This is a genomic window from Shouchella lonarensis (assembly GCF_900096965.1).
Taxonomy (GTDB): domain Bacteria; phylum Bacillota; class Bacilli; order Bacillales; family Bacillaceae_D; genus Shouchella; species Shouchella lonarensis.
In genome coordinates, this window is sequence record NZ_FMYM01000004.1 from 34,393 (window position 1) to 47,472 (window position 13,080).

General features: G+C 44.8%; 13 protein-coding genes. 3 read left to right on the plus strand and 10 right to left on the minus strand.

The window, feature by feature from the left end; translation table 11 throughout:
- Positions 1-49 precede the first annotated feature (49 nt).
- Positions 50-1,228 (minus strand): acetyl-CoA C-acetyltransferase, encoded by a 1,179-nt coding sequence (locus BLT29_RS04690; RefSeq protein ID WP_090775176.1) that lies wholly within the window; start codon positions 1,226-1,228, stop codon positions 50-52.
- Positions 1,229-1,250: 22 nt separating this feature from the next.
- Positions 1,251-3,617, minus strand: coding sequence for a 3-hydroxyacyl-CoA dehydrogenase/enoyl-CoA hydratase family protein (locus tag BLT29_RS04695; RefSeq protein ID WP_090775177.1), 2,367 nt, complete (start codon positions 3,615-3,617; stop codon positions 1,251-1,253).
- 243 nt (positions 3,618-3,860) lie between these two features.
- Here BLT29_RS04695 and BLT29_RS04700 point away from each other — a divergent pair, with 243 nt between their 5' ends.
- Positions 3,861-4,142 (plus strand): hypothetical protein, encoded by a 282-nt coding sequence (locus BLT29_RS04700; RefSeq protein WP_437182624.1) that lies wholly within the window; start codon positions 3,861-3,863, stop codon positions 4,140-4,142.
- Positions 4,143-4,158: 16 nt separating this feature from the next.
- The gene (locus BLT29_RS04705; RefSeq protein WP_176763806.1) at positions 4,159-4,485 is read left to right on the plus strand and encodes a spore coat protein; all 327 of its coding nucleotides are present in this window, start codon (positions 4,159-4,161) and stop codon (positions 4,483-4,485) included.
- 160 nt (positions 4,486-4,645) lie between these two features.
- Here the strand turns inward: BLT29_RS04705 and BLT29_RS04710 are convergent, their stop codons facing one another.
- From BLT29_RS04710 to BLT29_RS04730, 5 genes are all read right to left on the minus strand, one after another.
- The gene (locus BLT29_RS04710; RefSeq protein ID WP_090775178.1) at positions 4,646-5,152 is read right to left on the minus strand and encodes a ferritin; all 507 of its coding nucleotides are present in this window, start codon (positions 5,150-5,152) and stop codon (positions 4,646-4,648) included.
- 110 nt (positions 5,153-5,262) lie between these two features.
- Positions 5,263-5,550 (minus strand): RNA polymerase alpha subunit C-terminal domain-containing protein, encoded by a 288-nt coding sequence (locus BLT29_RS04715; protein ID WP_090775179.1) that lies wholly within the window; start codon positions 5,548-5,550, stop codon positions 5,263-5,265.
- A 2-nt stretch (positions 5,551-5,552) separates the two neighbouring features.
- Positions 5,553-5,963, minus strand: coding sequence for a group-specific protein (locus BLT29_RS04720; RefSeq protein WP_245701085.1), 411 nt, complete (start codon positions 5,961-5,963; stop codon positions 5,553-5,555).
- Positions 5,964-5,978: 15 nt separating this feature from the next.
- Entirely contained in the window at positions 5,979-6,908 is a 930-nt protein-coding gene (glsA, locus tag BLT29_RS04725; protein ID WP_090775180.1) for a glutaminase A, read from the minus strand.
- Between the two features lie 104 nt (positions 6,909-7,012).
- Positions 7,013-7,516, minus strand: a complete 504-nt coding sequence (locus tag BLT29_RS04730) for a helix-turn-helix domain-containing protein (RefSeq protein WP_090775181.1) — start codon at positions 7,514-7,516, stop codon at positions 7,013-7,015.
- A gap of 129 nt (positions 7,517-7,645) precedes the next feature.
- Between BLT29_RS04730 and BLT29_RS04735 the strand changes: the two genes are divergently transcribed.
- Positions 7,646-8,104, plus strand: coding sequence for an NUDIX hydrolase (locus BLT29_RS04735; RefSeq protein WP_090775182.1), 459 nt, complete (start codon positions 7,646-7,648; stop codon positions 8,102-8,104).
- 20 nt (positions 8,105-8,124) lie between these two features.
- Here the strand turns inward: BLT29_RS04735 and BLT29_RS14010 are convergent, their stop codons facing one another.
- From BLT29_RS14010 to BLT29_RS04750, 3 genes are all read right to left on the minus strand, one after another.
- A complete protein-coding gene (locus tag BLT29_RS14010) occupies positions 8,125-9,030 on the minus strand; it encodes a nucleotidyltransferase family protein (RefSeq protein ID WP_367576280.1) in 906 nt (301 codons plus the stop codon).
- A gap of 134 nt (positions 9,031-9,164) precedes the next feature.
- Complete coding sequence (locus BLT29_RS04745) at positions 9,165-12,290, minus strand: MMPL family transporter (RefSeq protein WP_090775184.1); 3,126 nt, start codon at positions 12,288-12,290, stop codon at positions 9,165-9,167.
- Between the two features lie 29 nt (positions 12,291-12,319).
- Positions 12,320-12,880 carry a TetR/AcrR family transcriptional regulator gene (locus tag BLT29_RS04750; RefSeq protein ID WP_245701087.1) on the minus strand — a complete coding sequence of 187 codons (561 nt, stop codon included), beginning with the start codon at positions 12,878-12,880 and terminating at the stop codon, positions 12,320-12,322.
- Between the last annotated feature and the right edge of the window lie 200 nt (positions 12,881-13,080).

Sequence of the window (13,080 nt, forward strand, 5' to 3'; positions counted from 1 at the left end):
TAATATTGGGTTAGATTGATAGAGGGGACGTATGCCCCTCTTTTGACACTTAAACGAGTTCAAACACACCTGCAGCACCCATGCCGCCACCGATACACATCGTGACGACACCAAATTGCTCACCGCGTCGTTTCATTTCATTGAACAATGTGAGTGACAACTTCGCACCTGTACAGCCAAGTGGGTGACCGAGCGCAATCGCACCACCATTGACATTCACTTTGTCATGATCTAAACCGAGCTTACGGATGATCGCCAGTGACTGTGAGGCAAATGCTTCATTGAGCTCAAACAAGCCAATGTCTGCAAGTGATAAACCTGCCAATTGAACCGCTTTTGGAATCGCTTCAATTGGACCGATTCCCATCACTTCTGGTGGTACACCAGCAACGGCAAAGCTACGGAACTTTGCAAGTGGCGCCATGCCGCGGTTAAGCGCTTCTTCTTTTTCCATGACGAGCACACTTGCCGCGCCGTCACTCATTTGTGACGCGTTTCCGGCTGTTACCGTGCCCCCCAATTGGAAAGCTGGCTTTAATTTAGCTAACGTCAGTGGCGTTGTATCGGTACGGACACCTTCATCCGTGTCTACTGTCTTCTCTACAAGCATCACTTTGCCGTCTTCGCCCATCTCTTCTTGCTTCACTGTAAATGGCACAATTTCGTCGGTGAAATTCCCGGCAGCAATCGCCGCAGCTGCACGTTTATGGCTTTCTGCTGCAAACGCATCTTGGTCTTCACGCGAAATGTCATACTGCTTCGCAACCGCCTCAGCCGTAAAACCCATTGACATGTAATACTCCGGTGCATCATCGACAAGTGTTGGGTTCGGCTTAATCACATGTCCACCCATTGGGATCATGCTCATCGACTCCGCGCCACCGGCAATGATCGCTTTTGAGTGACCAAGCATAATGCGCTCTGCACCGTAAGCGATACTTTGCAATCCTGACGCACAATAACGGTTAATCGTTACAGCGGGTACCGTTTCCGGTAAGCCGGCAAGAACACTTAAATTCCGCGCCATGTTCATGCCTTGCTCTGCTTCTGGCATCGCACAACCGATAATGACATCATCAATTTCTTCTGCTGCAATATGCTTCGCTCGCTTCAACGTTTCCTTCACTGTCGCGGCACCTAAATCATCGGAACGTACTGCCGCAAACGATCCTCTATTTGCTTTTCCAACCGGTGTTCTTGCTCCGGCAACAATAACTGCTTCTTTCATGTCTGTCATCCCTCCTTGTTCACTAGTTACGCAACGGCTTGCCTTTTGCAAGCATATGCTGCATCCGTGCTTGTGTTTTCGGTTCCGCAATTAAACGTAAGAAAGCTTCACGTTCTAAGTCGAGTAAATATTGCTCATCAACAAGCGTGCCTTCTTTCACACGGCCGCCAGAAATGACAAAGGCAAGTTCTCCCGCAATCTTTAAATCATGTTCTGACGCATAGCCGCCCCAGCCCATCATTTTTGCACCGAGCATGAGCGTCGCATAACCGGCTTCACCTGTAACTGGGATTTTCTTGCGTGCAGGCGCTTTGTAGCCTTTCGCATGGAGCTCAAGCACTTTTTGCTTCGCTGCATGGTTGACGAATTGATCATTCATAATAATATCGTCACGAGCTAATAAATAACCGTTGTCAATGGCCTCTGGACCTGATGTCGACACTTTCGCTGTCGCAATCGCTTCAAACGTCTCACGCGCTGCTTGATGAATGCTTGTCAACTTATCTGTACCGAAACGCTCTAAGTTGCGCAAGTATAATTCTTTGTTTCCGCCGCCGCCCGGAATTAAACCGACGCCAACTTCTACTAAGCCCATATACGTTTCGTGTGATGCTTGAATGCTTGCGGCTGGTAAGGAAATCTCTGCACCACCACCAAGTGTCATCGCATACGGCGCTACAACGACTGGTACACTTGCATAACGAATGCGGGTTGTGACTTTTTGGAACTGACGAATGACCATATCAAGTTCAAAGAAATTGTCATCTTGCGCTTCCATCAACATCATCATGATGTTGGCACCGACACAGAAGTTCTTGCCTTCATTGCCGATCACAAGACCTTTGTAATTTTTCTCCGCTTCGTCAATTGACTTGTTCAGCATTTGGATGACATCTAAGCCGATCGAATTATTCGGTGATGTAAATTGTAATAAGGCAACATCGTCACCAATGTCGATTAATTTTGCCCCTGTATTTTTAAAGATGACTTTCTCTTTTGCAAGTGTTTTTAATGGAATATACTTGTCGTGCTTGCGGGTTGGCACGTACTCCCCGTGGTGATAGAACGTTCCACCATCATAAAAATGCGTATGCCCTTTCTCAACCATCTCTGTTACCCAAGTTGGAATGACTTCACCCTCAAGTTGCATTTTCGCAAGCGTATCTTTTACGCCGAGCGCATCCCATAACTCGAAAGGACCCATTTCCCAGCCGAAGCCCCAGCGCATCGCTTCATCGACGGCAAGTACGTCATGCGCGATTTCGTATGTTTTTTCCGCTGCATACAAAAGCACAGGTTTTAAAATCGACCATAGTAACTCTCCGGCACGATCTTCGGCAAAGACAACCGTACGCAACTTATCACGCTTCGATTTCACTGCCTTCGACTTTTCAATTGATGCCGCTTTTAACTTTTTACGCGGACCATATTCAAGCGTCGTTGGATCAAGCTCAGAGATTTCTTTTCCTTTTTTCAAGTAAAATCCTTGCCCGCTTTTCGCACCAATCCAACCTTTTTTCGCCATTTCTTTCATAAACGTTGGTGGATCAAACATCGCTTGCTCGTCACCTGTTGTTTCATCATAAACATTTTTAGCTACGTGTAAAAATGTATCGAGCCCAACCACATCAAGCGTCCGGAACGTCGCGCTTTTTGGACGACCAATGAGTGGACCCGTCACAGAGTCAACTTCACCGACGGAATAGCCTTTTTTCACCATTTCATGGACAGTCACAAGTAAACCATACGTACCAATGCGGTTCGCGATAAAGTTCGGTGTATCTTTCGCTTCAACAACACCTTTACCAAGTGTGTTTTCTACGTAATCACGCACAAATGATACAACTTCTACATCTGTCTCTTCTGTTGGAATCACTTCCAGCAACTTCAAATAACGCGGTGGGTTGAAGAAATGCGTCCCTAAGAAATGACGCTTGAAATCTTCACTCCGGCCTTCAGCCATTGCTTTAATGGAAATTCCTGATGTGTTTGAAGTGACAATTGTCCCTGGCTTACGTACTGCGTCAATGCGCGTAAACAACGCTTTTTTCGCATCAAGATTTTCGACAATCACTTCAATAATCCAGTCAACCTCGCCTAATTTGTCAAAGTCATCTTCCAAATTCCCTGTTTCAATGAGCGATATCGTTGATTTTGTCGCAAGTGGTGCTGGCTTTTGCTTTTTTAATTTCGCAATCGCACTGTCAACTAAAGCATTACGAGACTTTGCTTTCGTGACCGTTGCCGCACCTCCACCATTGCCCTCTACATCTTTAGGCACCATGTCTAACAAAAGAACGGGTACACCTGCGTTTGCCAAATGTGCAGCAATGCCTGAACCCATCACGCCTGCCCCGATTACGGCTGCTTTTCGAATATGTCGGGTCATTGTACTCCTCCTCTCGAGAATCAAAAAACGAATGAACACTCATTCATTTTATTTGTAATAAAAAAGCGCTTTCTTTAAGCTCCCCTTAACTATATCGAAAATTGATACCGTTTGCAAGAAAAATTTTTCGTTTTTCTTTTTAAATTATGCTTGTATATATCGCTTTGCCACGCATAAAAATACACCTCCTGCTTTACACTATCACCTGTAGCAACAAGATCACAGAAAGAAGGTGCAAAACAATTGAATGAACAACCTATGCAGAAATCTAACATGAGCGGACAACAAGCACAAACAATGCCTGAGCCCCCAGCGATCATGACAGGGAAAGATTTAAATTACATGAACGACATGCTCGCTTGGAACTTAAATGCAATGAAAAAGGCCCATTTTTTTGCGCGCCACTGTCAAGATGCTGATATTAAACAAGCAATTGAAGACGCAGGACACATGCATCAACACCATTACGAGCAACTACTTACCCACTTACACGGACATACGCAAGACGGGCAATACCACCAATAGAAAGGAGCCAGCGATCATGAGCAAAAAAATTCAAAACCCAGCGATTACGATCCCTGACACATCAAATATGACCGATCGCGATTTCATTACCGACATGTTAACGACGGAAAAATATATTACTGTCTCTTATGCGATTGCTGAGCACGAAGCGAGTCACGCTTCTTTATATGAAACCATCCACCAAATTAGCAACGAATCCAATCAAATGCAACGTCGCCTGTACGAGTGCATGTTTCAAAAGGGCTTGTACCCACTTGAAGCGGCGGATACGAGTAAAATTCAGGAGAGTTATACGCAGCATGTGGGGTATGAGAGCCAGTTTCCCTATGGGCAGGGGAATTAAAAAAGAGACCAGCGTGGGTCTCTTTTTTAAGGAGAAATACTGTATGTTCCTATTACAGCAATAATATATGGAACCTTAAGGGTGGACAGCACACTCCTTTCTGAAAGGAGGTGTTGCTATGAGCGTCTTCCAGTCACTCGTACTAATAAAGATGTGACACCTACGCTTCCTCTTCCGTAAACTCTCGCTGCCCTAACTCTCGCTCATATAAATAAAGGGCATTCGCATCCCCCTGAATTCGCTTCAAATAACCGATATGCGTGTCAAACATGGACTCTTCTTCCACTTGTTCATCTAAAAACCAATTGAGAAACGACATCGTTTGATAATCCCGCTCTTCTCTAACCAAATCGTACAAATCGTAATACTGCCTTGTCACTTCTTTCTCTTGTGCGAGTGCTGCTTCAAACGTGTCCAGTACAGTGTCAAAACCCGTCTTAGGGGCTTCGATCGCACCAAAGATTGCTTTTCTGCCACGGTCATTTAAGAAGGTGTAAATTTTCATGCCGTGAAACCGTTCTTCTTTTGCTTGCTGAATGAAAAAGTCAGCAAAGCCATCGTAATTCAAATCGTGACAATGCGCTGCCATCGCCATATATTCATGCGCAGCTTGGAACTCCAAATTCATTTGTTTGTTCAGTGCCTCGGTGATTTTTTCTGATAACATTTGCACATCATCCTTTCATTTGGAAAATTCCTTTGTACTTCTATAACCATCATACCAGAACAAGCATTTGAATCGCAAACGATCTTATCTGCAACGAACATGCAAACTGTTCACTGCTTAAACGATAAGCCCGCTTCTTGCAACACTGTCCTTAATGTCGGCAAAGACGCTGGACCTAAACCATGGAGTGCTAAAACCTCTTTTTCACTGCAGCTGGCAAGTTGCGTTAAAGTCGTAATCCCATGGTGCTCTAGCGCCCGCCGCGCTGGCGCTGATAATAGAGAAAGAAAGCCCTCTTCCGGTGCGCGCGCCTTCTCACAAATTGGGCAAACAGGACAATCACTACTTTTGAAATACTCATGACCCTTTTGACAAACCCTTTTTTCACGTACAGTCATTTTTAAAACCTCCCCGTTAGATTGAAAGTTTCACTTACAACGACTTGAACGAACTCATCCAGTGTCCCCGTGCAATGATGAATAATTGGCAAATAGTAAAACGTGCTCGCAACTTCAGGAGCCAACGCTTCACCACCTGGTGCATGCAAATAAATCGCTTTCTGTTCTGCAATCGCAAGCCCGAGTTCAACGTGACTCCCCTTGCCAGCCGGCAAAAGAATGATTAGCATATCCGCTAAATGAACGGCCTTCACCTCTTCTTCACCAATTGCCTTTAATTGTGCCATCGTCGTTGCGCGACCATGTTTCGTAAAATCATATGTACAAGAAAGACCTGCGTCTATAAGCGTATCACGTACATATTGGACTTGCGCACGATTGCGAAAGCTAGACGCAATATAAAATGTCACCATACTCGTCTCTCCCTATTAAAACATACTTAGCCCATACTTCTCTGACATCATCTCTAGCAACTTCATTCCGGCAATGCTGTTTCCCTTTTCATCTAGCGCCGGACCACAAACCCCGATCCCAAATTGATGCGGGAGCGCGCCCATAATGCCTCCAGCAACACCACTTTTCGCTGGAATACCGACTTTTATCGCAAACGCACCAGAAGCATTATACATCCCGCATGTGACCATAAATGTTTTACAAATGCGCGCCACACGTGCTGGTAGCAATTGCTCATTCGTCTTTGGATCGCGACCATCTAACGCCAACACACAACCGATACGGGCAAGGTCACGACAATTCATTTCTATCGCACACTGCTTCGTATATAAGTCAATCAATTGTTCAATGTCTTCATCAATGACGTTGTGTTGTCTTAAAAAGAAACATAGTGACCGATTCAAATCAGCAGTCTCATATTCAGACCGCGCAATTTCTTCATTATAATAAATATCATCATTATCCGCTAGTTGCCTGACAAATGCTAGTAAACGTTCCAGGCGTTCGTGAACAGTCCCACCGACAATCCGATGTGTCACCGCTAGGGCCCCGGCATTAATCATTGGGTTTAACGGCTTAGATGGTTTGTTTGTCTCAAGCTTGGCAATGGAATTAAACGGATCACCGGTCGGCTCTTTCCCAACCCGAGAGAACACATCCGCTTCGCCTCTATCCATCAGTACAAGCGCTAGCACCAATACTTTTGAAATGCTTTGTAACGTAAAATTTTCGTGAATATCACCAGCAGACGCGCATGTCCCGTCTGGATAATATACAGCGACCGAAAGTTTATCTGCATCAGCAAGCTGAAGCGCCGGGATATAATCAGCTACTTTCCCTTTTTTGGTATAAGATTTTGCTTGATCGACAAGTTGTTGCAACTCTTCGCTCGATTGACAATTCATCGCTTCTCCTCTTTCTATACAACGGGCGGTCTTCACTCATAGTTTTTCCTTACTGTCGTCATTCATACAAATAATGTAACAATCAACTCGCAAAACATTGCGGATTACCAACGCTCTTTTCTCTGTCGGTTCCATGTGAATACAGACTCAATACAATCATCTAAAAACACAATTGACATGACCCCAAGCACCATCAACAATATCGACACTTGACCCAAATCCAAAATAGCACCTATAACCATCATAATTAAACCGATAGCAAAGCCAACATCAACATCAACACCTATTCCTTCTTTTATGTCCCCTTCACGAACAACTTCACCATGATCCCCCACTTCTGCCAGCGCCGCGTCTTCCTCTTCTTCTTCATCTTCCCAATCCTCCTGTTCACCTTCATGTGCAGCTACTTCCTGCTTTCCCTTTAATAATTCATCCACTGTCACTTGAAACAACTCGCTCAGTGCCATGAGATTAATTAAATCAGGATACCCTTTATCCGTCTCCCATTTATAGATCGCTTGCCGTGACACGTTTAACGACTGGGCCACATCTTCACGCGACAATGCTTGTGATTCTCGCAATGTCTTTAATCTCTCACCTAACTTCATTTTGCTCACCTCTCATATACCTGCATAATACTACATCGCCTCTAAAGCTAGCAATAAACGCTTCGTCTCCTCGCACAAACGGAACGTTTACATGTATACTTAAAGTGACTCACTAGCAGGAGGAAAACGATGAACTACATCAAATGGTTACGCAACAAAGTTGGGACGGAAAAAGTATTTTTAAATTTCGCGTCTGGATGTATTCGCAATGATCGCGGAGAAATTTTGCTACAAAGAAGAAGCGACAAGAAGACATGGGGTTTCCCTGGGGGTGCGATCGAACTCGGTGAATCCGCTGAAGAAGCAGTCATTCGCGAAATAAAAGAAGAAACGGGACTAGATGTGCGCGTACATGCACTCATTGGTGTCTACACAAAATACGATGACCACTACCCTTCAGGCGACAAAGCGCAAACCATCATGATCTTTTTTGACCTTAACATCATTGGTGGCAACTTATGTACAAACAGCCCGGAGACGCTTGAACTACAGTTTTTCGCACCCGATAGCGCCCCACCGCTCGTAAATAAGCAACATGAAGATGCACTGTTGGACGTAAACGGTCATTTGCGCGGCGTGTACCGATGAATGAGCTCCTCACACACGATTTATCGTGGATTTGCACTCAAATGTTCGTGCAACAATAGCCACGTATCGCCCACTTTTTCAAACACATTTGTTGCTCTGCCACTACCAGTTACGTACTCCCCATCTACAAAACCGCTGTAACGATACGTATATAAACAAACAGACTCACATAACCACACCCGATCAACCGCCTCATAATGCTCATCGACAACATGTTGCCAAGCAGCGGTAAAATAAGCACCGATCTCCGCTTTTGTTTCACATGTTTTGTTTGAAAAATAATAAACTGATCGTTCATGCAACAGCTGTGCTACATGACGAAAATCATGGCTGTTTGTCGCGACGATATAGGCATCTAGTGCTTCCGCTGCCGTTTCGTGTACCGTGCGCAACTTTATCCAGTGCGCTAACCAATCTTTTTCAAGTAATCTCTCGTGATATATATTCATTAAAGCGGGAGATTCCTTGAAAAAAGACGTCGGCCGCACGATCAAGTTGACGACATCTTCCAGTCCATGCGGTGCCATTAACTCTAACTCACCTTCTACCAATCGTACCGCAAGTGCCGTTGCTGTTTCGGGAAATTTTGCGACCGCATCCGTGGATGACAAGTACGGTGAAACCCCCTTTACTTCATGCATACGCGCTTGGTTTTTTACTGACCAAATCACATCTTCCATGCGCGCTCGTAATACCGCTTCCAAGGCTTTTTCCTTTTGTTCATCACAATTATTACGATCAAAGTAAATGACGTCGACGTCTCGCAATATCGTCCGCGCATACCCATGCAAAACGTCCCAAATTTTCGCGCGTACAAACCCGGCACATACCCAGCAGTCGGGTAGATTGAGCAATGCTGCTTCTTTTAATACGGCCATCATCCATTCATCTTCGTAAATGAGTTGTTTGATTTGTTGTTCGTTCATTTTCCACAATCCTTCCACTATCAAGTTGCTCCAGTTCTTCTGATCATACTACATACCCCCAACACTTAGCAACATATGTTCGTTTTTATTAGCGTGCAGAAACAGAAAAAAAGCCCCACTAGGAGGCTTATTCCTTATCCTTTTTCACTAAAATCTCTCTTTCGCCCACTCCATCTCACCAATATCTGATCAAGCCTCATCAACCCCGGCAACATGACTGGTAACAGTAACACACTCAGCAATGCCAAACCGACGATGACAAGTGTCGCCACTTGAATGAGTGTAAGGACACCTGATGGATATAGCGCTGCAAATGTGCCACCAAGAATGATCGCCGCAGAAATGACGACACCACCGATGTGTCGCGCCGCTTCTTTCATTGCTGTCAGCGGATCTCCGGGCAACTCATTGTATCGCATCAATAAGAAAATACTATAGTCCACACCGATCGCAACAAGTAAAATGAAACCGAAAAACGGGACATTCCAACTGAGTGCTTCTACACCTAGTAAATACTTGCTCACAATCTCGGTAACTGCTAATGAAGTCATATAGGCAAACGCGAGTAAACCAATAATGAAGATTGGTAACTTCACAGAACGGGTAATGATCACAAGGAAAATCCCGATACCAACAAGCATCAGCACTGCCGTCCGTAAGAAGTCACCACTCGCCACTTCTCGCAAATCTGCATTGATTGCTGATTGTCCACCAACTGCAACAGTCGCCTCATCGAGCACGGTTCCTTGCAATGCGGCGGCTGCCGTCTCATTCACTTCACTAATAACGTCCATCGCTTCAACCGTATACGGATTCGTTTCTAAGATGACCGTTAACTTCGTTGTCTCTCTATTCGGTGACATATAGGCATCTAGACTTGCTTGGAATCGATCTCCAGTTAGCACATCATCAGGAACAAAAAACGTGTGCGTTGCCGCAGAACCACTCAAATCGCCTAAAAACCCTTCCGCATCAGCTAAACCATCGCGCAACTCGTTAAGTCCTTCTGAACCTGCGTGCAAGCCATCTTGCAACGCACCCATCTGTTCACTTAACGTTGTTAACGCCGTTTGTAGCGATGTTTGCCCTTCTTTAATCTGACCTAACCCTGAAGCGAGTTGCGCTGTGTTCGTGGACAACTCTTTTGAACCTGACGCTCCTTCACTTAGTCCAGTTTGTAATGTGGCTGCACCTTCCTTTAATTCCTCAGCGCCATCTTTCATTTTTGTTAAACTGCTGTTCACTTCGGAAAGCGCCGCATTGGCTGTTCGGAATGACGTCATTGCTTCGTTATAGTCTTGTGAAGCTTGCGTAAGCTCACTTGATAATGCGTCAATATGCGCTTTTTTCTCTTTCACAGCAGCCAATGCGTCTTGTATTTGCGCATTGCTCCCGGCATTTGGAACTTGCGCCAACAAATCATTTACAACATCAGACATATCCTCCCAGCCACGCAGTGCAGCAGAAACTGTCTCAGATACAGTCGTAAGTTTCGTACCAAAGCCGCTTAATCCTTGTTCAAGCTCCGTATAACCGGCATGTAGTTCACTTGTTGCCCCTTGTAGCAACGCCAAGTTTTCCTCTAGTGAAGCCAAACCGTCTTTTAGTGTTTGTGCACCTTCCGCACCTTCAGAGATGCCTGCAGCAAGTTGATCGACTGCCTTTCCCACCTCCGTCGCACCAGTTTGCGCTTTTCCTGTACCATCGATCAACGCCTGCACGTGATCAGCGCCATTTTCATCACGATCAGCTAATTTCTTTTCCGCTTCTGATAAACCATCACCAATTTCAAATGCACCTTCTCCAGCATCGTGCAAACCATCTTGCAACTGACCCGTTTGCTCATCAATATACAACCCATTAATTCGCTCACCAGTGGGACGGGTGGCGGAATATACTTCTGACACTCCATCCACTTTACTTAAAGCCTCAGTTAGCTCATCTAGCACGCGCAGGGGCAGCTGTTCATCTAAGCGCTTCTCCGTGTCAATCACCACTGTTGCCGGTGCAGCAAATCCACTTGAAAAGTGATCTTCAATGACGTTAATACCTTGCTTTGACTCATAATGATCAGCCACTTCTAATAAGTCATTGTAATGTACGTCACCACGATATTGCCACAAGAAAGGTACCGTCAACAATGCCACAAGCGCAATCGAAATAACGGGACGCAAAGCCGCATTGTGTGATAAGAACGCCCACATTTTGCTATCGCCATGCCCAGCAAAATGTTTACTCGGCCAAAACATTTTCTTCCCAAGCAGCGCCATGAAAAATGGATTGAGTGTTGTTAGTACGAGGACAAGTACCCCAACACCAATCGCCACCGCTGACATCGCCTGGTACAATGTAAACTCGGCTAATGCTAAACTTACAAAACCAATAAACACCGCCAAACCACTGTATACAACTGTCTTGCCTGATGTCCGGATCGTTGCTTTTGCCGCTTGCCATGCATCATCCGTATGACTCAATTCTTCTTTAAAACGCGTATAAAGCAAAATGTTATAATCGGTTCCAACCCCAAACAAAATCACAATTAAAAACACTTGCGTGAAACTAGAAAATGGAAAGTCAACATGTAACACGGCATTGGCAATGATCGCCAATGACACAATATAAGATACACCGACTGTCAACAACGACACAAGGGGGACAATTGGCGAACGAAACACGAGCACAAGTACGACAATAATAAAAACGACCGCAATCATTTCTGTCTTCTTAATCCCGTCCTCTGTCGTGCTTGCGAAATCCTCTGAGATCACTTTCGCACCGGTTAAATACACATCTACTTGCTCCGGGTCAATCACTTCTCTTAATTGCTCCCGTACTTCTGCAATCGTTCCTTTTGACTCGGCTACCGATAGTTGCGTCAACACCGTTGTTTCATCATCTGCCGTTAGTTGCGCAGCAATGTCTTCGCTATCTAAATGTGTCGTCATTTTCGTAATCCCAAGTAGCTCTTCCTTGTTCTCAAGGTCACGCACAATGCCGTCGACTTCCTCGCGTTGTGCTGCTGTTAACGCTGCGTTATTGCCACTGTGCCAAACAACAACGACATCATATGTTTCATCGTTGTCATCATCCATATGTTGTAATAAATCTCTTGCCACAATGCTTTGCGCTGAATCAGGCAAACGAATGTCACCTTTATCTCGTGAAAGTTGCCCCATATCAGGAAGAGTAAGTACAGACACAACGGAAAGAACGACCCATAATAATAGTAATAATACTCTCCCATTAAAAACGCGCTTCATTTTTTTCTAACCCCCATTAATCAGTACATCTATAAACTAACCGCACGCCAAAGGCTTTCTTCTACTTCTTGTAACAATCGCGGTGACGATTCAATTTCTCCATGCTGAATCGACTGTGCCAAATGAATAAATGCGCCATATACGATGGAAATCACTGCATTTGTCGGCAACGGACGAATCACTTCTTTTGCGACACCATTCTCAACAATGGCCCGCACAAAATCGAGAAATGCTTCGTAGTCAGCGACGCATGAATCATTCAAATGACGAACATTCGCATGCGAAACAATCATCATTAGTGCTGATAAATCTGTTTCTGAAAATCGAACAAGCTGATAAAACAAATGCCTAAACTGCGCCCGTGTCGACGCACTTTCTGGAAAATCTGTTTGCAACGTCTTTGATAACAACTGCACATATCGGCTAAAAATAACATTCAGTAACGATTCTTTGTTCTCAAAATAACGGTAAATCGTTCCCGCACCAACATGTGCCCGTTCCGCAATAAGTGGTACCGTTGTCCCGTCATAACCACGCTCCGCGAATAATATTAGCGCTGCCTCAATGATATCCTTCTCTTTTTCATTCATTTTTGTCACCTCACCTACGATCGGAATGAATATTCATTCCGTGTTCTCGATTTTAACGCATCTCTACATCAGATGCAACCCCTCCTTTCAAAAATATGACACAGCAACCACACTTCTTGCTCAAACTGCATAGCAAAATAACTGATGAACATTTCCTCATGCGCACTCATATAATTTATGACTCACGCTCTTCAGTTATC